At 45.2% G+C, this 22,068-nt stretch carries 14 protein-coding genes; 7 read left to right on the top strand and 7 right to left on the bottom strand.

The features are described 5' to 3' along the window. Nucleotides 1–64 precede the first annotated feature (64 nt). From ACTRWF_RS04895 to ACTRWF_RS04885, 3 genes are all read right to left on the bottom strand, one after another. On the bottom strand, nucleotides 65–235 hold the full coding sequence (locus ACTRWF_RS04895) for a hypothetical protein (protein WP_462835188.1): 171 nt from the start codon (nucleotides 233–235) through the stop codon (nucleotides 65–67). A 297-nt stretch (nucleotides 236–532) separates the two neighbouring features. After that, complete coding sequence (locus tag ACTRWF_RS04890; protein ID WP_462835187.1) at nucleotides 533–5,089, bottom strand: EAL domain-containing protein; 4,557 nt, start codon at nucleotides 5,087–5,089, stop codon at nucleotides 533–535. A gap of 218 nt (nucleotides 5,090–5,307) precedes the next feature. Further along, a complete protein-coding gene (locus ACTRWF_RS04885; RefSeq protein WP_462835186.1) occupies nucleotides 5,308–8,055 on the bottom strand; it encodes an insulinase family protein in 2,748 nt (915 codons plus the stop codon). Between the two features lie 171 nt (nucleotides 8,056–8,226). On the opposite strand from ACTRWF_RS04885, the gene sixA reads away from it, so the two are divergent. Continuing rightward, nucleotides 8,227–8,742, top strand: a complete 516-nt coding sequence (sixA, locus tag ACTRWF_RS04880; protein WP_020744710.1) for a phosphohistidine phosphatase SixA — start codon at nucleotides 8,227–8,229, stop codon at nucleotides 8,740–8,742. A 121-nt stretch (nucleotides 8,743–8,863) separates the two neighbouring features. Then, complete coding sequence (locus tag ACTRWF_RS04875) at nucleotides 8,864–9,064, top strand: hypothetical protein (RefSeq protein ID WP_020743168.1); 201 nt, start codon at nucleotides 8,864–8,866, stop codon at nucleotides 9,062–9,064. A 10-nt stretch (nucleotides 9,065–9,074) separates the two neighbouring features. Here the strand turns inward: ACTRWF_RS04875 and ACTRWF_RS04870 are convergent, their stop codons facing one another. Together ACTRWF_RS04870 and ACTRWF_RS04865 are read right to left on the bottom strand one after the other, a co-directional pair. Continuing rightward, entirely contained in the window at nucleotides 9,075–10,370 is a 1,296-nt protein-coding gene (locus ACTRWF_RS04870; protein ID WP_015066648.1) for an HlyC/CorC family transporter, read from the bottom strand. 177 nt (nucleotides 10,371–10,547) lie between these two features. Then, complete coding sequence (locus ACTRWF_RS04865; protein WP_020743169.1) at nucleotides 10,548–11,345, bottom strand: cytochrome C assembly family protein; 798 nt, start codon at nucleotides 11,343–11,345, stop codon at nucleotides 10,548–10,550. A gap of 241 nt (nucleotides 11,346–11,586) precedes the next feature. Between ACTRWF_RS04865 and ffh the strand changes: the two genes are divergently transcribed. Together ffh and ACTRWF_RS04855 are read left to right on the top strand one after the other, a co-directional pair. After that, a complete protein-coding gene (gene ffh / locus ACTRWF_RS04860; RefSeq protein ID WP_015066650.1) occupies nucleotides 11,587–13,023 on the top strand; it encodes a signal recognition particle protein in 1,437 nt (478 codons plus the stop codon). Between the two features lie 182 nt (nucleotides 13,024–13,205). Then, on the top strand, nucleotides 13,206–15,272 hold the full coding sequence (locus ACTRWF_RS04855; RefSeq protein WP_462835185.1) for a hypothetical protein: 2,067 nt from the start codon (nucleotides 13,206–13,208) through the stop codon (nucleotides 15,270–15,272). A 153-nt stretch (nucleotides 15,273–15,425) separates the two neighbouring features. On the opposite strand, the gene ACTRWF_RS04850 is transcribed toward ACTRWF_RS04855, so the two are convergent. Beyond that, the gene (locus tag ACTRWF_RS04850) at nucleotides 15,426–15,602 is read right to left on the bottom strand and encodes a hypothetical protein (protein ID WP_462835184.1); all 177 of its coding nucleotides are present in this window, start codon (nucleotides 15,600–15,602) and stop codon (nucleotides 15,426–15,428) included. A 75-nt stretch (nucleotides 15,603–15,677) separates the two neighbouring features. Further along, nucleotides 15,678–15,890, bottom strand: coding sequence for a hypothetical protein (locus ACTRWF_RS04845; protein WP_462835183.1), 213 nt, complete (start codon nucleotides 15,888–15,890; stop codon nucleotides 15,678–15,680). 362 nt (nucleotides 15,891–16,252) lie between these two features. Between ACTRWF_RS04845 and ACTRWF_RS04840 the strand changes: the two genes are divergently transcribed. The 3 genes from ACTRWF_RS04840 to ACTRWF_RS04830 are packed head-to-tail and all read left to right on the top strand — an operon-like array spanning nucleotide 16,253 to nucleotide 21,809. Beyond that, a complete protein-coding gene (locus ACTRWF_RS04840; protein WP_462835182.1) occupies nucleotides 16,253–19,963 on the top strand; it encodes an ATP-binding protein in 3,711 nt (1,236 codons plus the stop codon). Next, on the top strand, nucleotides 19,960–20,595 hold the full coding sequence (locus ACTRWF_RS04835; RefSeq protein ID WP_015066654.1) for a condensin complex protein MksE: 636 nt from the start codon (nucleotides 19,960–19,962) through the stop codon (nucleotides 20,593–20,595). Before ACTRWF_RS04840 ends, ACTRWF_RS04835 begins: the two co-directional genes overlap by 4 nt. Continuing rightward, nucleotides 20,592–21,809 carry a hypothetical protein gene (locus tag ACTRWF_RS04830; RefSeq protein ID WP_015066655.1) on the top strand — a complete coding sequence of 406 codons (1,218 nt, stop codon included), beginning with the start codon at nucleotides 20,592–20,594 and terminating at the stop codon, nucleotides 21,807–21,809. The genes ACTRWF_RS04835 and ACTRWF_RS04830 overlap by 4 nt, the downstream gene beginning before the upstream one ends. The last annotated feature ends 259 nt before the right edge of the window (nucleotides 21,810–22,068 follow it).

Raw genomic sequence — 22,068 nt, 5'->3', positions numbered from 1 at the left:
ATCCCCCAGATATGAAAAAAGAGAGCAGAGGCTCTCTTTTTTTGAAAATCGTTTCAACTTCAAATTAGAAGCCCACGCCACCGCCATGGCCGCCACCGGTCTTAGGTCTGATGTACTCTGGCTGAGTAATGGTTTCTTTTTGCGATTCGGGGGCTTGTTTAGCGCCTTCTTGCTTATCGGCAGCAACTGGGGTAGCGGTAGAAAGTACTAGTGCAACGGCGTACTCTTTTAACATGTTAATTTCCTCTGATTATTTTTTGAACGAACAAACAAAGCCGATTGTTTTATATTTCTTATCGACACCAATGGTATAGCGAGTACCGTGCCAATATTGAAAAAACAATATATATTTATTTAAATCAATAGGTTATGGTTTGTTTCTTTGTGCGGATTGACGGGGCGATGTTCTAGCGCCATAAAGTTGGCACTAAAGTCTAATATACGAAGGGTTAAAAGGAAGTGTTTTGCCTTATGCTGCAAAAAGCGGAAGTTAGTAAGGAAATTTGACGCCCCTTAAGCGAGGCACATCTTTCTAGAATTGCGTATTACCTAAAAGGGTATGAAGCTTTTGGTTTTCTGTTAGCAGTTTCTCAAAGCGCTCTGCGTTAAGCGGGCGGCTATATAAAAAGCCCTGCAGCATTTCACAATCATAACGTCGCAGAATATCGAGTTGAGACTCTTCTTCAACGCCTTCCGCTACCACTTTTAGCCCCAAGTTGTGGGCAATGTTTATAATGGCGGCGGCCATATGACGGTCGACGTTACTCTTTGCAATATCGTCAATAAAGGCTTTATCAATTTTTAAGGTATTCAAAGGAAAGCGTTTTAAATACGCTAACGACGAGTAGCCTGTACCAAAATCATCTAGCGCTAGGTGAATACCGCGCTCACGAAGGCGAGTCATCATTTGTAGCCCGTTTTCAGGGCTTTCCATTAGCGTACCTTCGGTAATTTCACACTCCAAATGCAGCGGTGACAGGCCCACATCGCTTAATATTTTATTTATCCTGTCGTCCAAATCGGGCAACTCGAATTGTTTCGCTGAAATGTTCACGGCAACACGGCCGCTAAATAACCCTTGATTTACCCAGCGTTTCGTATCGGCACAGGCTTTTCGAAGTACCTGCTCACCAATTTCAATAATTTGACCGGTTTGTTCTGCCAACGGAATAAATTGCCCAGGGCTTACAATGCCTTTTTGCGGGTGTTCAAAACGCACCAGTGCTTCCATGCTTACTAGCTTTCCAGAAGCGATATCCACTTTAGGCTGGTAATACACAGTGAACAGATCGTCTTTAATGCCTTGGCGAATAAGGTTTTCAATTTGCAGCTGCCTAACCGCGTTTTGGTTCATTTCACCACTAAAGAATTGATAGCTATTGCCGCCATTGTTTTTGGCAAAGTACATGGCCGTGTCGGCATTTTTCAACATTTCCTGGGGGGATTCACCGTCGTCTGGGAAAAATGCAATACCAATACTGGCACCAAGGACGAACTCCTGCTTATTGATAATAAAGGGGCGCGACAGGGTATCAAGTAAGTTTTGGGCGTAGTGGGTTACCGTGTGGATATCCGCATTGTCTTCCATCAATATACTAAATTCATCGCCACCTAAGCGATAACAGGTGGCGTTTTTACCCGTAATGCGCTGTAGCCGTTTGGCGATTTGTTTAATCAAGATATCGCCAGTTTGGTGGCCTAGGGAATCGTTAATCTTTTTGAAGTTATCCATGTCTAGGCAGAGCAGGCTATGCTGTGCTGCCTTTCGCACTAAGTTTTGGTGACTCGCCTGGAAAAACGAGCGATTGGGAAGCTCTGTGAGCGGGTCCACATTCGCGAGTTTCAATAACTCTTTTTCGGTACTCTTACGCGAGGTAATATCGCTAAATACCCCAACGAAATGGCTAATTTTTCCGTCTTCATCGTGGACTGCATCAATATTAAGCTCCATTTCATAACGTTCGCCATTTACGCGCACGCTCTCTACTTCGCCCGACCAGTTGCTTTTAGCTTTAAGGGTTTTCTTAATTTCTTCGGTAAATGCGTCGGGGTACAAATGGAAGTGCATGTAACTGGCTAGGGCCTGCTCGCGGGTTTCTCCCGTATAGCGGCAGTAGGCGTTATTGACACTAATAAACTTAAACTGCGTATTCGTAATGAATACCCCTTCCGAGATGTTTTCAATAGAGCGCTTAAATAGATTAAGCTGCTCTTCTGCCTCTTTAAGGTGGTGGATATTCTTAAGCGTGCCCGTCATTCGCACAGGCTGCTCGTTGTGATCGCGCTCTACTACTTTTCCGCGGTCTAATATCCAAATCCACTGGTTTTTAAAGGTTTTAGCACGATAGGCAAGCTCGTAAAAATCGCTATTCCCCTCTAAATGTTCTCGTAACGCAGTCTTTACCCGATTGATATCGTTAGGATGAATGTTGGCATCATAAGCGCCGGTGGTACGGATATCGTCCTGCGGAAAATCTAAGGTGCCCCAGGTATTAGCACGGTAGACTTGTCCTCGGTAAACATCCCAATCCCACAGTTCGTCGCCAGAGCTCCAAAGCGTAAGCTTTAAACGCTCTTCAGACTCTTTAATGGCCAATTGATTTGCTTTTCTGATTTGGTATTGACGCACAATGAAGGCGAGTATCGCTAACGCGATTAAACAGTAAAAAACAAGGGCAACGGTATGAAGCCAAGGGGGACGTTCAATGGTTATTTTCAAGTTTCTGCTTTCAGACCAGGCTTTGCCAGGCTCTTTAGCCTGTACTGAAAACGTGTAATTGCCGAAAGAAATATTGTTAAATTGAGCAGTACGTTCTTTATCAACATAAATCCAATCACTCTCAAAACCCACAAGCTTGTATCGGTAAGTCACTTGCTCTGGGTAAACCGGATTAACGAGTCCAAACGAAATACTAAAGCGTGTTTCGTCGTGCTTTAGCACTAACTGCTCGTCATAGATGACATTCTCTTTAAAAGATTGATAACTTGAGGCTTCTTCATTTTCACCTTGTTTGCGTTTAGCTTTTGCCAATGATCCAAATACGCTAACTTGATAAAGTTGCGGCGGGAGGGTTTGTTTTAATTGGTCACTCGCGCTTATCGCTTGCTTTGAAATTTTAACAAAGCCTTTATTACCGCCAAAATAAATCGTTTTATCAGCGGTTGCAATTACAGCGCCTTCGCCAAGAGAGTTAAACTCCAACTGTGCATTGGGAATGCTGTCAGCCTCTCTCAATGTCGGTAAGTGAACTTTATGAACCCCTTTGGCATCGGAATACCAGATGCTATTTTCCACAGCCGTTGTTGAGGTGATAAAGCCGCTTTGATTGTCTCTCTCCTGTTTATTAAGTAAGGCGAAACTTTTTTTATCTAGTTGGATAACGCCATCAGAACGTGTGGTTAACCATAAACCAGATGGGGTTTCATGCACGCCATAGACGTAAGAATTTATGCCATTTGATGAGTCCAGAACTTGAATAACTCTGCCCTCGTTAACAGAGTAAATGACCAGCTTTTCACCTGCCCTGAACCAAATGTTATTATCGCCATCCTCGTATATCGCTAGGATATCGCCATACTTTTCAGTGAAGGCCGTTTTTAGTACTTCGATGTTTTGAATCTGGGCTGGAATAGCATTAGTATTTATCGAATAAACATGGCCGATGGCTACCTGCAACCAAATGGCTGAGTCGCTTTTAAAGATATAGTCGATAAATGAACCTTTAAAATACTCGTGGACTAACTCCAAGCCGTCTCCGGTGTCTTTTAGGACGAGTAAGCCTGCAGAGGATGCAATCCAAATATTGTCCTGCTCATCAATTTCAATATCCCAGTAGTGTATGGCTGGGTCCATTTCCTCGAAAAAGTCGAAAAACGAGACGTTTCCCGTTTCCCGAGATATTTTACCCAGCCCTTTTTGCTGGGAAACCAAGTAAAGGGCTTTGTCGCTGCTCTCTGCAAAGCCCCACAAGGTAGAAAAGTTATCGTCGCTATGGCGGTCGGAATTATAAACGGGGTGAAAATGTACGCTGGCATACTCAGGGTGATACTTGAAAGCGCCGCGATGAAAGGTTGCCGCCCACACTACGCCCGTGCGATCTTCTATTACCCGCATTACGATGGCGGATGGAATACCGGTTGCGCTATAAGTGTCTGAATTTAAGTGCAGATAATCAGGGGTGTAATCAGGTGATATGGTGCTTTCAGCGGCGTCTGACAATAAAAACAGTCCAATATAGCTTCCGACCCAAATATCGTTACCTACTACAGAGATTGAAAGCGAGTTTACTTCTTCTGTGACCCCTAAATCATCGCCTTGAATTCGCTTTAAAATACGACCGCTAGACGCTAAAACGATAAGGCCTTCATTTGTCGCCAACCAATAATTGCCGTTAATCACGGTGATATCGTGAAGCGCGCGTATGTCTAAAGAAACGCCCCAGGGGTTGACTTTGCTCGTGTCGTGAACTTCCAGCGTTTCGGTATCTATTAGGGCGGCACCAAATTTATTGGAGCCTACCCATATACGGTTGGCCTCTTCAAAGATAACTTTTATAAAGCTTTCGTCTTTAAAAACTTGGGTGAGAACGTGTATTTGTGACGTCTGTTTCGAATATCGGTAAAGGAACTTTTTATCCGAAAAAATTACGTCACCATTTTTTGCTTCGGAAATCGCTGTGATTAGATCTGTCTTAATTACCGAGTTTTCTTTGTTAAAGACTTTAAAACTGTCTGAATCGGGCTGATAGAACGCCAAACCAGAGTTGGTTCCAACCCACAATTTGCCCTCTGAATCGACAAATAGCGTTTGAATGTAGCCTGAAGGTAGGGAATTCGGGTCGACATCTGACGGATGATATTGCTTTACGTCATAACCTGAATAGCGATTGAGGCCATTTGACGTTGCCAGCCAAATAAAGCCCATGTGGTCTTCCACAATATCAAGTACTGCAGTGTCTGAAAGGCCGTGTTGCTTATTTAATTCTGTAAAATGAAGATCAGAGACCTCTATCGCCTTTGCGGAAGAAAAAAGTACTCCCGACAAAGCCAACAAAAGAAGCAGCATTGAATATATTAGGGTTGAGCGCACCTAAACACCTTTGGCTTACGCCATTTATTATTTTTTTATTTATTTACTGGCAGCATCCCTAACGACCAGAACAATAAATATGCCGAATTAAAAGTGTCTCTACAAGGACTTTTTGGAAATAACAATATTGGTGGGTTACTTAATAGCCAACTCGCTTTTGTAAATCGATTAAGATGTACGTTTCAATAGAGTTGGCAAAAGGTGAAGGTATTAACTTATCAGTAGTAAGGTATTTCCTGTTTAAACTGAGAAATACTGTTAATAGTGCGCTTTTCGTTTGTCGGTATAGTTTCAAATTTTCCTTTGGAAAACAGCACGAGCTCTCCACACCGTTCGCGCTTGGCTAACTGGTGTGCGAAGTCTTGTATTTCTTCAAAGCTAAGGCTCTTCACACGCTCTGCAAGCTTTGTGTTGCGGTTAAAACCTAAATCTTGGGTTCCCAAACTAACCCATAACCGCTGTGACTTCATAGAGAGGGTTAGGTCCCTTTCTTCTAGTTGTTTAATAAGGTTTTGTTGAATAGTGGGCCAGTAAAAGCGATAGAACTCAATTTCGTTTAGTTGCTGGAATAAAAACTCTGTCATGGCATCTAACAACTGTTTAGGGCTGCACTGAGGGCTTTGAATGTAAAAGGCCATTCCCGGATGCTGGTTGTGGGGAACATAGCCCGTACCAACAATGTAGCCTAGCTGCTGCTCTGTCCTTAGTGAATTAAAAAATGGCGCCGCCAGCATTTGCTCCAATACCATGCAAAGGGCTGTGTCTGTTAAACTGGGCGACGGGGCTTGCAGATAAAGCACCACTGCCGAGTCATCATGGTTGCACACCACTTCATGGTACAAAGTGCCGCCTACTGGTAACTTCGATACGGCCCGTGATAGCGGTGCACCACCCGCGCTATCGCATTGACCTTTAAGAGAGGCTGAAAACGATTTTGCTTCATCACTGGTCCAGTTCCCATGCATAAAGGCTTCGACAAAATATCGCTCAAAGGCCTTACTTCGGCTGGTAAGCATTTGGTCATAAGAGATGTTGTCGATCACGTCTAACAGTTCAACTGGCGCTTGCGTGTTTCTTTGAATCAGTACGCTTAATCGGGAAAATAAACGGTTAGTAGGCTTGTTTAAAAGCGAATTATGTAAGCTTTGAGTTTGAAGGGCTTTATGGTGTTTAAATGCCCGCTCGTCCGGGGTGAAACTCAACACAGCGTCAAGAAGCTGGCCGGCTAACAATGTCTGTTGATTAGTAAAGCCTCGAGTATGCAGAGTAAACCCCGCCTGATGCCCATAAATTCTATAATGTAATCCAGCAATCTCGGCGCGATAGTATTTAGCTTGTAAGTAGTCATTTAGCGCGCCTAACCAAATTCGCTTTGCTGCCACCGAGGTTAAAGAATCTGAAAAAGAGGTCGCATCAAAGGAGATATAAATATCGCCTTTTGGGCTATGAAACTGCTGGTCTTGAGCAAACCAAAAGCGATAGTGGCCGTTGTCGACAAGTTTATTGGGAATATTGAACCCTGTTTCGGGCAAAACAAGAGAATATTCTTTTGCCAAGTAAGGGTTAGGTGGAGGAAGGTTTAGTGCTGCTATTTTTTTAGGCGAAGCGAGCGAACGTAATACGCTATCATCAATAGGCTCAACGCTATATTCCGCCTCATAAAACGCGCAAACCTGCGTGGTGTCTACATCTTTTGAAATTACCTTTAAACGGATATTGTCTGGTGTAAAGTAAGATAAAGCGTGTTCTATAACAGTTCGGTCAAAACTACCAATTGTCGAACGCAATTGGTTTAACTCGCTAGCGTCAAAGATAAACTGATGCTCGGCATACTCAGTCACAAGGCCGAGTGGCTTTACATTTTCTTCGTATTCAAGGGCTAGGGCGTTAAGCTGCGACTTCTCGTGAAAGCGCCATTCTTCTACAGAGGCGTTTCGAATTAACGCTATGTAGCTAAAGAGGGCTTCTAATACCTGCGATTTGTTTTCAAGGCCTTTCTGAGTGAGCTGAAAACTCACATTAAAGTCTTTAAATTTGTCTCCCTCAATGCCTGAGCCTGCAATCAGGTTGAGAGCCCAATCCTTTTCTTTTAAATAAGCAAGCAAGCTGCCTTCGCCCTCATCACCAATTAAGTGACTGATGTAGTTTAACGGCTTTGTTTTGTAATCGTTTTGCAAAGCGGGGAGGGCGAAAGTCACAATCATTCGTTTAGCTGATTGTAACGGGTGTATATTTATCTGTATGCCCAACTCGTTTTCAGTATATAGAGGGGGCCAGTTATCGGGCGCGAGTTCGCCACTTGGCAGCGAGCCAAAGCACTGGTGTATAAGGGCTTCAAGCTGAGGAGTTGGCATAGGGCTGGCAATGCACAATCGCATATTCAAAGCGCAGTAGTAAGTTTGATGTAAAGACTTTAGCCGGTGCTTTAGTTCAGCGCATTCATGCTGTGAAAAGGTGTCGCTGTTGCCTACGGAAAATTTCGCAAAGGGGTGGTGAGGATTACAGGTTTCTTTGTGAATTTGGTACAGACGACGAAGGTCATCTTTTTTCTTAAATTCGAACTCAGCGTGAATGTTTTTTATTTCGTTAGTTAATGCGTCTTCTTCGAACAAGGGCTGTCTAAGCATATCAGCAAACGCGGGCAAGGTTTGCGCTAACGCACCGCCGCTACAGCTAAAGTGGTAGTTGGCGTATTCAGTCCCTGTCCAGGCGTTTATTGTTCCACCGTGTTGCTCAATAAACCCATTAATTGCGTTCGGCTTGGGCAGGTGACGACTTCCCATAAAAAGCATGTGTTCAAGTAGGTGGGCCAACCCCTGACAATCGTTAGGGTCGTAAAAATGACCCGCTCTAACCGCCATAGATACGAAAGACTCGCTGGCTTCAGGTGTGTGGCATAACATGGCACACAATCCATTGGGTAGAGTAACGTGATGCGCATTTTCTAAGTTTATGGTGTTATTCACATTGTCTCGTTTTTGGTCAGGAGCACCTTACTGCTGGAGCATCTATTTAGAAGAACTTCACAAAACGTTAAATAATGTACGAAAATTCTCACTATTCGCCGTTTAGCGCTAGGCGTAGTATCAGCTCTCTGATATCGTTAGCATACTTTCATTAATACTATGCGCAATGTTATGTCAGGTCAAAGTAGCAACGACGACATTTATCTTTTCATTATGCGTCACGGTGAAGCCGAAGCGCCCCGACTCGATGATAAAAGCAGACAGCTAACCCCTCTAGGTAGAGAACAAGCTAAAACCGCCGCATTGTGGTTAAAAGACCAATATTGCAATACAGGCGTCGTTGATTTAGCGCTTGTTAGCCCCTACCGTCGAGCAAAGCAAACCCATGATATGGTGTCGCTAGATATTGCTGCAGGCAAAGTAGAAAGTAGTGATGATATTGTTCCAGAAGGCTCGCCGAAACTTGTGAGCGATTACATTGATGGCCTGCTACATGCCGCGGTCAACTCCAAAAAGCCGATTAAAAAGTTGTTGGTAGTAAGCCATATGCCCTTAGTTAGCTACTTAGTTGATGAGTTATGCCAGTCGTACACAACAAGTTTGTTTTCTACGGCTTCTATTGCCGTCATTAAATACTCGCTACGCGAACACAAGGGCACGTTAGTCACTCACTATCAGGGCCTTTAATGTTTTTATTCAGCGTCGCCGATAAATTCCAAGAATTGTTCAATTAATCGTTAAGTATCCTTTTCTCCGGTCGATAGTATCTTTGAGAGTGTCAAAGTTTATTCTATTGAAGGGTTGGGAAATGGATAGCAAATCTATTCCTGAGCTCCTTAAGCGTTCATTGCAATCGCATATGGCGGAGGCGGATTTACGTGAAGATGAGGAGACGCAGGATATTATTGCCAAACTATCTGAGCTATCAGATAAAGTTGCTGCTGCGAAAGCTAGGGCACTGTCGAACCGTGAGCAGCGCCTAGCTGACGAAGCAAAAGGTGAGCTATAGGCAATAAACCTTAACCGTCATTATTTGAGTCTCTAGGGGGCACATAATATTCGGGCATGATCCGAACCGTTTTTATCATGCTTTCTGAAATATCCACAATCTCTAATGGGTATCCTGCCAAGCGCACGCTAACCTTGTTCTCAGGAATGTCTTCTAAGTACTCGAGCAATAACCCATTCAGGGTTTTCGGGCCTTCAGTGGGTAAATTCCAGTTCATCTCTTTGTTTAACTCACGTACGTTTGCACTTCCGTCAACTAACACAGATCCATCTTGCTGTACGTGCGCCTCTTTACTGTGGTCTGGCACCATGCTGGTGGTAAAATCACCAATAATTTCTTCTAAAATATCTTCTAGCGTTACCAGGCCCATAATGTCGCCATATTCGTCCACCACAAGAGCGATTCGCTCTTTTTCCGCTTGGAACTTATACATTAGCGTGTGAAGCGGCGTTGATTCTGGCGTGTAGTAAATTTCTCGTACTGCGCGCAGTAGACTAGACTTGGTAAACTGGTCTTTTGATAGAAGACGCAGCGCATCGCGCACGTGAACGAAGCCCACTGCGTCATCAATGCTATCGCGATACAGTAAAACTCGGGTGTGCTGCGCATGAGTCAGCGCCTTTTGAATCTTCTTCCAATCGTCATTGATGTCGATGGCAAAAATCTCAGCGCGGGGCACCATAATATCTTCGGCGGTCACGCTTTCTAAATCTAAGATACTGACCAACATATCTTGGTGCTTTTTAGGGATCATGGTGCCGGCTTCAAATACAACCGTTCTTAATTCTTCGCGACTTAACGAGTCATCACTTCCATTAGCAGGGCTAATACGAAGTAATGCAAGGATGCCATTCGTGATGCCATTTATAGCGGCCACAAACGGGTATAGTAAGGTGAGCAAAGGCAGAAGAATAAGCGAGCTAGGAAACGCGATTTTTTCAGGGTAGAGCGCCGCCAATGTTTTAGGCGTCACTTCTGCAAAAATGAGTAACACCAAGGTTAAGCCAAACGTAGCGGCGAAAAGGCCCCAGTAATCGCCAAATAAGCGAATACACAGTATGGTTGCAAGCGAAGACGCCGCAATATTGACGAGGTTGTTACCAATAAGAATCAGACCGATAAGGCGATCAGGCCTGTCTAAAAGCTTAGCAACCCGTATTGCAGAACGGTTGCCTTCACTTTGTAAGTGCTTGAGCCGATAGCGGTTTATCGACATCATGCCTGTTTCTGAGCTAGAGAAATACGCTGATAGTAATATGAGTACGCCGAGCGCGATAAACAGCGTACTCGTTGATATGTCGTCCAATTAGGGGGTCCCTGTCTATACTTAGGCTTCAAATGTATTGATTTGATGTCTGGGTTTCAAGGGGAAATTGTTGATATGCCCCTAATTGTTTAGAAAACCGCAGACATCAGTGCTTTTGGCTAGGTAACCTAGCGAGGTTGGTGATGAGTCAGGTGAGCGGGGTAGCGGGTTATTTAATCATGCTGACAATAAAAACTCGCGAACTAACTTGCTACCGAAGTAAGCTAGCGACAATAGCGCAACGCCCAAAACGGTTAGTGCTATAACCTGCTTACCACGCCAACCTCGAACCTTTTGCCCAACTAATAGAATAAGAAACACCACAAGAGCAGCAGCAGAAAGCACGGTTTTGTGTGCGTAAGTTTTATTAAACATATCTTCTAAAAACACAAAACCGCTGATTAGCGACACAGTTAATAGTGATGTTCCGGCAAGTAGAAGTTTAAATAGGATGTTTTCTACCAGCATTAATGGCGGCAACGAAGAGTGTAATAGGGCTGCGCCTTTTTGCTTTAACCTGTAAGTGATGTAAGACATTTGCAGGGCATAAAGAAATGCAATCACCAAAGTACAGTAAGCAAAAAGCGACAAACTAATATGGATAACTAACCCGGGCTGCAGCTCAATGTGCATAATGTAAGACACGGGAATGAACTGTGATGCCAACACCGTCAAACTTGCAAAACCAAAAACAACGGGAAGCAAAATAAGGTTTGGAATAGCCCGTGCAAATACCAACATGGATATGGTTATTATCCAAGAAACCAGTGACAGTACGTTAGTAACGCTCATGTCTTGGCCAGGGGCCACAATAATAACATTGGTTAGAAATGCGATATGCGCTATTGCGCCTAGACTTGCAAGTGACAACCCTAAACGCTTATTGGGGCCGTCTTGATGTACGAATTTGCCAATAAGCACTGCAGCAGCGAGAGCATAGAGTAGGGCAGCAGAGATGGCGAAAAGGGTGTTCATGATGCGTCCTGTAATACGTGGGTGATGTGTTCACCGACTGAGTCGGTATTGATACTGCAACTTGCAAGTAAATTCAACCATCTCCTTGATTTTGTTTGTTTCACACCCACTTTTAGTGTGGGTATATAGGTACCTTCTGGTGCAATTGGGTAAAAATTTAACCGTAATTGTGGGTACGTTACGGTGCGCTTTTACGTTACAATGCACGCATTACGTCTGAAATAAAAAGAAGTTTCATACTATGTTTGAGAATTTATCAGAACGCTTAGGCCAAACATTACGAAATGTAAGTGGTAAAGGGCGTCTTACTGAAGACAATATTAAAGAGACGCTACGTGAAGTGCGCATGGCGCTGCTTGAAGCCGACGTAGCGCTGCCAGTGGTCAAAGCGTTTGTTGCTCAGGTAAAAGAGCGTGCGGTTGGTACAGAAGTTACTAAAAGCTTAAAGCCAGGCCAAGTATTCATAAAAATCGTTCAGTCTGAACTCGAGTCGGTAATGGGGGAGGCGAATGAAAAGCTTAACCTAGCCACTCAGCCTCCTGCTGTAGTGCTTATGGCTGGTTTACAAGGTGCGGGTAAAACCACCTCTGTAGGTAAACTTGCTAAGTACCTGACTGAACGTGAGAAAAAGAAAGTGATGGTAGTCAGTGCTGACGTTTATCGTCCAGCCGCTATCAAGCAGCTTGAAACCCTAGCTGATGAAGTGAAGGTTGCGTTTCACCCATCTACTATCTTACAAAAGCCCATTGATATCGTTAACGATGCCATCGCTGAAGCGAAGAAAAACTTCTTTGATGTTCTGCTTGTAGATACAGCAGGCCGTTTGCACGTCGATAACGACATGATGAACGAAATTACAGAGTTACACGCTGCGGTTAAGCCCATTGAGACCCTATTCGTAGTTGATGCCATGACAGGTCAAGATGCCGCTAATACAGCAAAAGCGTTTAACGACGCGCTACCACTGACCGGTGTTATTCTTACTAAGGCCGACGGTGACGCCCGCGGCGGTGCGGCATTATCTGTACGTCACATAACAGGTAAGCCCATTAAGTTCATCGGTATGGGCGAAAAAGTGGATGCGCTTGAGCCATTCCACCCTGAGCGTATTGCTTCTCGTATCTTGGGGATGGGCGACGTACTAAGCCTTATCGAAGAAGTTGAGCGCAAGGTCGACAAATCAAAAGCCGAAAAGCTGGCGAAAAAAGTTCAAAAAGGCAAGGGCTTTGATCTTCAAGACTTTAAAGATCAGCTTGAGCAAATGAAGAACATGGGCGGCATGATGGGCATGCTAGATAAGCTGCCTGGCATGGGTGGTATGTCTGATAAGATTAAAGATCAGGCAAACGACAAGCAGTTCAATCAAATGGAAGCCATCATTAATTCAATGACACCAGCTGAGCGCGCTCGCCCTGATATTATCAAAGGCTCGCGCAAGCGTCGTATCGCAGCGGGTTCAGGTACGCAAATTCAAGATGTAAACCGCTTGCTTAAGCAGTTTACACAAATGCAAAAAATGATGAAAAAGATGTCTGGCGGCGGCATGAAGAAAATGATGCGCCAGATGAAAGGCATGGTGCCACCCGGTGGCGGTTTCGGTGGGCCAGGCGGGCCAGGCGGCCCTGGTGGTTTTGGCGGAGGCGGCTTCGGCGGAGGCGGTGGTTTCCCTCCTCGCTAAATAACCACGGTTACTCATAATAAAAACCTCAACAGCAGCAATGCGTTGAGGTTTTTTTATTTTTGTTGCATCCAATTTCAAACGTTGGTCGTTTGGCTTGTTGAACAGGACGTGAGCAGTACTTATCGCACACATTTGCGGTTGACAGCGTCTCTTCAAATAAAACAAGTATGGAGATGATGATGGAACTTAATAAAACATCGCAGCAAAAAATAAAATTGTCACTATTAGCGACGGCTATGGTTTTCGCCTTAAGCGCCTGTGATGGTGACGACGGCACTAACGGTATAGATGGCGTCGACGGCGCGCCAGGCCAAAATGGAGCACCAGGGCAAGATGGCACCCCTGGCTTTGCTGCGGCCACTTTCCTTGTTGCCAATAATGGTGATGACAACCGAAATACGGTAACCGCAATTGATCAAAACGCCAATGCGCTAAGCACGGTAACGACAGGCGCGAATGAAGGCATCGTCTTTACGCAAAGCGGCGCGTTAGTTCAGGCAGGCGATAGTGACTTACCGTTAGTAAGAAGTTTTTGTGGTTTCGATGCTCAGTCTAACTATGTGATGAATAGAGGGCACGAACTCACCGGTGCTGCCACAGGCCTAGTTAATCCGAAAGGGATCGCGTTTGCTGAAGAGGCGGGCCTTATCATGGTCGCAGACTTTAACGGTCAGAAAATAAGTGTATTCGGCGGCCAAGCGGCGGGCGACGTAGCGCCTATTGCGGAAATTATGACGTCGGCAAAGCCATGGGACCTTGCCTATGACGAAGAAAGTGACAGACTGTATGTTGCGCTGACCGACGGCACGCTAGCAGTCTATGACGATGTGGCAAGTTCTGATTTTGCCCCGTCAGTTATGCGCTCTGTGGTACCCTCTGATGCTGATGGAAATCAGCTACCGATAAATCTGCACGGTATCGTTTATGAGCCTATGTCCAACCGTATTGTGTTATCAGATGTTGGTGATGCCGCGGTCGCTGACGACGGCCAAATTTTTGTTTTAGATAATGTGTCGACTGCAGACGGAGCAACAGTGCCTACCAGAGTAATTGGTGGCGCAACGACGCAGCTTGGAAATCCGGTGGATATTATCCTTACAGGGTCGGATTTGCGCGTGGCAGAGAAGTCAAATGATGCAATCTTGGTTTTCTCGAATATTTTTAACGGCGAAAGTGGTGATGTAGCGCCAACGTTGTCTACGCCTTCAGTAAAACCAGAATCACTTGCCGAGTTTACAGACCTTGAGACCATGGTAGATGCCTCTGACGACGGTATCACAACAACGCCAATTAGGGGTCTTTCTGTTTCAAGCAATCCTTCAACAGACAGCGAGACCACGGGGCAGGTGGCCCAGTACAGCGCGGTTTTATCAAGTGAACTAAGCACATTTGACAGTGGGGTGAGCATTGAAAGTGCGGCTTACACAGCAAGCGGTGATGGTGTCATCACGTTTGATAACCCCGATACATCTACCGGCGGCCTTATCGTGGTTAATCGTCTTAAAACGATGCGTGACGGTATGATGTATAGCGATAGCTATGATCATATGATTGTGGGTAGTGAAACAGGGCTTATCGCGCCTAAAGGCTTAGATATATCGTCTGACAACGGCATGGTATTTGTTGCCGATGTGAACGAGACTACACCTGCGGTTAGGGTATTTTCACCGTGTGCTTCAGGTAATGTAGCGCCTTTACTCACCTTAGAGGCTGCTAACGGAGCGCGACCATGGGACGTAGATTATGACCCGTCTACTGATAGCGCTTACTTAGCGTTAACCAATGGCACCGTTGCGGTATTTGAAGAAGTCGTACGCAAGATGGAAAGTGGCCAAACGGTAATAACCGGTGAAGATAGACTGATTGTTCCGGCGAGCGGCGGCACAGCGTTTGCCGCACCAACGAATATTCACGGTATCGATTACGATAGCCAAAGCGATAGTCTGGTGATTTCTGATGTAGGTAGTGCCGCCGATGCCACCGACGGAAAGCTTTACGTGATATCAGGCGCAGGCAGTGCTGATGGGCTCGCTAATGTGTCGGTTAATATTGCAGGTCCTAATTCCAGGTTAGGAAACCCGGTAGACCTTATGCTGAGCAATGGACACGTTTATGTCGCTGAAAAATCAAACGGTATGATCCTTCGCTTTGATAATATTTTGAACGCTAGCTCGGGTGATATCGACCCTACGTTTAGCATGATGTACCCTGCACCTGAATCGGTACAGGTGTTACCAGTAAAGTAAAGTGAAAAAAAGTAAGTCATGCTGGTAGAGGCCGTTTAGCCAACGTTTCTACCGCAATCCTTACTGAGGTAAACCGATAAGCATAATAAGAGCGGTAAGCTTTCTCTAGTAAAAGGCGTGCCGCTTTTTAATATTAACTTTTATTTTAGGGCGTCAAGGCGTTCCTTTACGTATTACAAAATCCGCAAACTTCACGCGTTCCTCTTGCCCCCGTAATTTGTCTAGCTCAGCAACAGAACGGTAAATACCCCATTTAGGGCGAATAAAGTCTTCACCCGACACGCCCCGCCACATATCGCTAGATACATAGAAATACCGTTCAAACTGCATGGTTTCACCTTCGAAACCCAATACCGCGCATTTGCTTTTATCGTAAGTCTTAATTTCATTGCGCTGGCGGTCATATTAAACGCCTTTATTAAAGTCTTCGTCTCGGTGTGCAAGGAACACAATATGTGGGCCTAAGGTGTTGTCAATTTCTTCAGTAATATGCGCTGTTGCGTTAGCACCGCCGCCGCAGGCAGATAACGCGCTGATGATTAACGCGATGAGTAAAAAGTAAAAAAGCACTTTAAGTACTTCTACTAAGGGGGGTTCTTTTTTGTTATTAGAAGACATTGTGTATGCCGATTGTATTAAATTGGTTAAAAAGATGTTCTAAAATTGGTTAACCAGCAAGAGGGGGATATCAATATTTTCTATAAAAATAGCGGCTCGAGAAAAATGACTTGAAATACGGGGAATCGAATGACTATGGGAAGTGTTTAAGAAACTTCATTACAATAGCGCGCTTTATAACCAACAAATCAACCTGCGTCTGTGCAAATTAGCGAATTCATAATACACTGACGGGCTACATCGTGCGCGTGTACTTGCTTAAATAAAAACACGTAGTTTGAGCCCTTATTGGCATACGCAAGCGAGTACCGTTTAGTGCAGCGTGGCGTTTCGCGCGGCAGAGTTATTGATACAGGAACACTATGGCAGGCTTAAAACGTATTATTCTTATCGACACGCATTTACCAGGCGTGGTCGAACTAAAGCTTGATGGACACACCAATATTTGTGGTACCAATGCGTCGGGTAAAACTACGCTACAGCGACTGATCCCCGTTTTTTATGGTGAATATCCTAGTCGCGTTGTACCCGCCACCAGAGACAGTTTTGAACGTTGGTATCTACCTCGCCTGTCTAGCTTTATTATTTACGAATACACCCGCGCCGAAGGTGATCTGTGTCAAGCTGTATTAAGTTCTAACGGTACTGGCGTAAACTACCGCTTAATTGGAAAGCCGTTTGATATTAACGACTATCTGATAGAGCAAAAGAGCGGTAAACACGCAAGCGTTAGCAGCGCCGAGCTTGCTCGTGCAATGAAGCGCAATAACGTCATGGTCACCAGCTTGCTTAATACCAAAGACTTTCGCGCAATTATTCAAAACGATCATGGCGTGCTAAACCAAAGCAACAACGCTCGGGAACTATTAGGTTACGCCAAAATTTTTAGTCTGTGCGAGCCGTCAAAGCACATGCGCCACATCGAGAAGTTGGCAAAGGCGGTTCACTCCAAAGAAGGCAAGATGGAAACTATCAAAGCCATGATAGCGGCTATCTTGGAAGAGGATGGCGTTACACCACCGACTTCGGGCTTAAGTCGCCACCGCGTAGATGACTGGATCAAAGAGTGTCACTTAATTAAGCAGTTCGATAAAATTCGCCCAGAGTTTTCAAAGCTCGAACAGGCTGACATGGCTTTAACGAGCACAGAGCAAGTGCTTGCTAACCTGAAACATAGCTTTGAACTTGATAAAACTTATTTGGCTGCACGTGTTGAAACCACAAAAAATGAGCTTGATGAAAACAGCTTTCAGCGCAAGCAAACTGATAGTGAATGGGGTGATACAAGGGATCACTTAAACCAGGTTATTTCCTCCGCCCGTGCTGATGTCGAGAAGTTCACTAGCGAGCTTGATACGGTAGAGCGTGAGTTCGACAAATGGCAAGACGAGAACATTGAACAGCTTAAAGAAGACGTAGCAAATCTAGCCCAATGGCAAAATGAAAAAGCCATGGCCGACAGTCGCTATGTTTTGCTAACCGAAAAACACCAAGATATTGAGTCTGCTTACAATAAACGTTTAGCCGAGCTAGGCGAAAAGCTGTCTATTACGCTGGAAGAAATGTCTGCTGCTCGCCAAGAAGCAGCAGAAAATAAAGCCGAGCAGCAGCAGAGCGAACGAGAAGCACTAAGTCGAATTCGCGATGACTATAACGGTCAGTTAATGGCTTTGCAGAACGACTACCAAAATAGTTTAAATGAGCTGAAAGTAGCAGAAGCTGAGCTGAAGTCTTCGCTTACCAATGCAGGTTACAATGAATTCGAGCAGTCTCAACTTGATATCTTAGATGCGGCCATTAAAGAGGCGTCAATTAATGAAGATGCAGCGCGAGGTGAATTAAGACAAGCGCAGCAAGCGCATAGTAAGTCGGTAGAGTTCCGAAAAGAGTGTTCAAATGCGCTCGATAAAGCGCGCGCTGCTTTCCAACAAGAAGAGAAGGCCGTTAATAAAATTAACGGGCTACTTTACCCCGGTGAAGGTTCGCTGCTTGAGTTCTTGCGCGCTAATGTTGATGATTGGGAGCTGTCATTAGGTAAAGTGATTCGTCCAGAGTTGCTTGAACGCTCAGATTTAGCACCAGAAATGACTACCGATGCGCCGAGCGACAGCAGCAGCTTTATGGGCGTTAAGTTAGCGCTTACTGAACTCGATACCCCAGATTACGCCTTTACTGAGCAAACGCTCAAGCAGAAACTGCAAGAAGCAGAGTTGCGTCAGGCGGCAGCGCATGCCGCCCAAAACGAATGTGAGCAGCGATTAGCAAAAGCTAATGAAGAAGTGCGTAACGCAGAATTGGTGGTAACACAAAAAGACAACGCCGTTAAAAGTGCAGAGGCGACGCGCAAGCGTGCGCAACAAGACCGCGATACCGTACTAAGTGAATATCAGCAGGCACTCTCTGCACGAAAACAAAAAGCCAAAACGAAACTTGAGGCTAACCAACAGTCACAAAAACAAGCAAAAGCACAATTTGAGCTTAGCCGAGACGAAATAAAGGATCAGCAGCGCGAAGCCGAAACCGAACACAAGTTCCACTGGCAGCAGCTTATTTCCGATAGCGAAGCGCGTATTTCAAAAGCCGATAGCGATATGCGTAAGGCAAAAGATAACGCGGCTCAAGATAGAAAAGACATGCAAGACTGGCTGGAAAGCGAGTTAAATAACCGCGGTGTCGACGTTGATGAAATCGGCCAGCTTAAAAAGCAAATTAATAAGCTTAAAGAAGACATTACGCGCACCGAAACCCACCGTCATAAAGTGGCCGACTACGAACGTTGGTACACCAATGTGTTTAATAAGCAAAAAGTGGTATGGCAAGAGGGCTTATCTAAGTCGCGTAAGCTGTTGGGTGAGTCAGAGCGTAATTTAGCGAGCAAGCAGGCCACGTATAAAGCTACTCGTGAACAGCTTCAAGAGCAACACGCTCAGTTAGAAGCAACCCTTAAAACTGCTAGCGACCATTTAGAGCAGGTGAAAACCTTAAGTAAATCGTTAGTTAAGCTAACGCTGCATGCAGGGGATGAAACTGCCGAGATTAAACACGATGACGTGAGTATCAGCCAGCGTATCTCAGAAGTGCAAAGTCAGCTTCAAGAGCGAGAAAACTTGCTAAGCGATATTCGCGCCTACGTAGAAAGGTTCGATCAGTTAATTGCCGCGCAAGCTGGTACAGGCCTGTCTGATACTTGGGAGCGGGCTCGTGAGGAGTGTGCCACGCTTAATGCACATGGCGTGAAAAGCTTTGACCACCGCCGTATGGTGTCGCACCTCGCTCAGCTTCTGAACGTTATTGTGCCTCAAAAACTTCAGGGGCTTCGTGAGCAAGGGCGTATTTTCGGTGCCGATCTTTCACAATACTATTTTGTATTAGCCGACATCGACAAGCGTATCGTGTCACAAAGCCGTCGTATCACCCAAGAAGTTGATGGTGAGCTATTCCTAGATGGCGTGTCTGACTCTGCAGTTAAAATTCGCTCACGCATTAGTGAACTTGAGTTTTGGCCTGAGTTAGAGCAGTTCAGAAAACTTTATGAGCACTGGATGGAAGAGGGGGCTAACGAATTACCGGAAGAAGAGTACGGTTTAAGCATGCGCCGTGTTCTTGATATCCTAGGTCGCGCTGCGCTTACCGGCGGTATTAGCAAGCTTCTTGATATCGAGTTGCATCTGCGTGAAGGTAATAGCGACCTTGTTATCCGTACCGACCGCCAGCTAAACGAGTCATCAAGCCACGGCATGGCTTACCTCATTTTATGTAAGTTCTTACTCGCGTTCACTCGCCTGTTGCGCGGCGATGCCGATGCGACTGTGCATTGGCCTATTGATGAGCTCGGCACGCTTCACCAAAGTAACGTGAAGAAGATTTTTGATGCCTGTCAAAATAATAACATTAGCGTAGTCGGCGCTTTCCCTAACCCTGAATCGGAAGTACTTACGCTATTTGAAAACCGTTATCTTATCGATAAGGTGACGCGTCAACTACAGGTGGTTCAGCCCAAAGCGAGTTCGATAGCAGCACGCATTAAGGCAAGAAAAGACAGTGAAGCAGCAGGTGAGGAGACATCAGCATGATGACAGAACAAGGCCGTGTACTAAGTGCACTTTTACAAGGCGCGTTTATTTGTCAGATCACCGATGAGGAAGCGTGGCGCTTTCTGAAAAGTAGGGATAATGCCGCGCAACTAGAGCCTCACCTAGCTTTGCTGAACCGCACGCTTTCAACTACCGCTGAAGGGGATGTGTTTTTTGCAAGCTACCTCACCATAGGTGAGAGCGAACGCAAGGTGTTAACGCAGCAGTTTCAAGATACGGCATCTAACTTAGTGCCGCTCGTTGAGTGGCTGCTATTGGTGCAACAGGCGAATGAGTCTGATATGCCTATTACTATGGGCAGCGCTATCCGTTTAAACGAATTGCAAACGACCATTGAAGACACACCGGCTTATGCTGAGCAACTAGAAAAAATTTCGCGCTACCGCATGTTTGGCTCAACCAGTGTCAACCTAGACGGACAGCTAAAGCAGGTATTTAAACGCTTAACCGACATGGGCTATTTAATAAAACCAAACCCAGATAAGCAGATTTACTTGGGAACGGGAAAGGTTGAGCACCTTTATGAAATGCTGCGTTTTATCGATGAAACCGAAGCGTTGAGTTTATCTGAGCAGGCGGAGGCCGCTATTTCGCAAGGTAGCTTGATATGAGTCAGGTATTAATTCAGGCCGGTACTAAGCTATTAAATGCATTAGGGCGGCACAGCGACCTGATAATGCAGGCGTATGTTAACGGATCGGTAAAAGAGCGGGATTACAGCCCTAAGGTACTAGAGCAACTTGTGCAGCTAGGTGTACTGTGGCGTCCCGAAGCGCAAAGTGAACTGCGCCTTAAAAGCGCAGTGCGTACGCTTTTAGAAGGGAGCTTGCAAGACGATCGTAACCGCACTATTAATGCGAATATTGGCGCGTCATTAGCTAGCCTTAAAACCCTTACTGAACATTATAAAGAAGCGCTTCATTACAACAAATATAATGAAGCGGCTGCCCACATGAGTGATTTGACGGAACATGTTTATCAGCTCTCTGAATCGCTAAGCAATAGTGTTCGCGTGATGTTTGGCCGCATAAATAATGAGTTTGGTTACGTGTCGTCGGTTGAAGCAAAAATTCGTGAAAACGAGCTAGCTCAAGGGCAGGTAACGGATTTACTGGCGCAGCTTGAGTGTTTCCGCTTTGATGAGTTAAGCGAACTGGCGGGATCTAACCGTGAATTACGTCATCTGCTGGTGGTATCACTACAACAGCGCTTTGCAAAAGCGGCGCAGGAATTGTCGGTAGTTCAAGCGCGCTTACTAGACTTGCTTGGTCGTTTCAGAGAGTTTCAAGGGCGTACACGTTTGCTTAAAGGCTTTTTGCTGCATATGGAGCAGCAGCCAGATTTCGCACCGGGCAACTATGCTAACCTAACCAATGTACCTGTATTGTTTAATCAGTCAGCATCTATTATCGCAACGGCAGCGCCTGATGTTAACAATGTAGAGCATGAAGCGGATTACCAACATATTGTCGCGGCGTTGTCTCACATCCATAAGCGTCAGTCGAAACACGAAGACACTAAACCCGCTGATATAGACGTTACTGCACAATCCACCGTATCGCTGGAAAAAGACCCGCTACAAAAAGCGGTAGAAGACTACTTCTGCGATGTCATCGATTCGGGCCAACCGAAAACCGCACTCGATTATTTTGAGCAGCATGCGTTGGAGTTTGACCCGGAAGTATGGATTTACCAAGTGATTGGCGGCTATCAAGCCTTAGATGAGCAGGATAAGCAGTTTTTTGCATTAGAACCCCACGGTAAGAACGATAAAGTCTATACCGGCAACTTCTACATAAGTGATATTACTCTAGGTCTGCGATAACGAAGAAGATCTTCAACTTATCAAATGTTTATCACGCCCAGCGGTTTTATATGTAATGACACTGGGCGAAACTATTTTGTTTTCTCTACCATAAAAACCAATTTAGATACTTGGAACACGCCGAAAAGTACCTATAATACAATAGGTGTTTACACTTATTTAACATAGTGAACTTAAAGATTCATGGCAGCGTAATATGTCTGTCAATTGCACGGACTATGCTTACAAACGTGCGGTGAACACTAGGTCTGGCCCACGA

Source organism: Alteromonas sp. G5_S2_22_S1, from assembly GCF_054968525.1.
Note: the sequence above shows the minus strand (reverse complement) of the source record. Positions and strands in the feature narration are given on the sequence as shown.

Bases quoted from the DNA above. Each gene is read 5' to 3' on its own strand.
- ACTRWF_RS04875 (WP_020743168.1), top strand. From the start codon at position 8,864: ATGGATAGCAAATCTATTCCTGAGCTCCTTAAGCGTTCATTGCAATCG.
- ACTRWF_RS04850 (WP_462835184.1), bottom strand. From the start codon at position 15,602: ATGCAGTTTGAACGGTATTTCTATGTATCTAGCGATATGTGGCGGGGC.
- ffh (WP_015066650.1), top strand. From the start codon at position 11,587: ATGTTTGAGAATTTATCAGAACGCTTAGGCCAAACATTACGAAATGTA.
- ACTRWF_RS04835 (WP_015066654.1), top strand. From the start codon at position 19,960: ATGATGACAGAACAAGGCCGTGTACTAAGTGCACTTTTACAAGGCGCG.
- ACTRWF_RS04865 (WP_020743169.1), bottom strand. From the start codon at position 11,345: ATGAACACCCTTTTCGCCATCTCTGCTGCCCTACTCTATGCTCTCGCT.
- ACTRWF_RS04840 (WP_462835182.1), top strand. From the start codon at position 16,253: ATGGCAGGCTTAAAACGTATTATTCTTATCGACACGCATTTACCAGGC.
- ACTRWF_RS04830 (WP_015066655.1), top strand. From the start codon at position 20,592: ATGAGTCAGGTATTAATTCAGGCCGGTACTAAGCTATTAAATGCATTA.
- ACTRWF_RS04855 (WP_462835185.1), top strand. From the start codon at position 13,206: ATGGAACTTAATAAAACATCGCAGCAAAAAATAAAATTGTCACTATTA.
- ACTRWF_RS04845 (WP_462835183.1), bottom strand. From the start codon at position 15,890: ATGTCTTCTAATAACAAAAAAGAACCCCCCTTAGTAGAAGTACTTAAA.
- ACTRWF_RS04895 (WP_462835188.1), bottom strand. From the start codon at position 235: ATGTTAAAAGAGTACGCCGTTGCACTAGTACTTTCTACCGCTACCCCA.
- sixA (WP_020744710.1), top strand. From the start codon at position 8,227: ATGTCAGGTCAAAGTAGCAACGACGACATTTATCTTTTCATTATGCGT.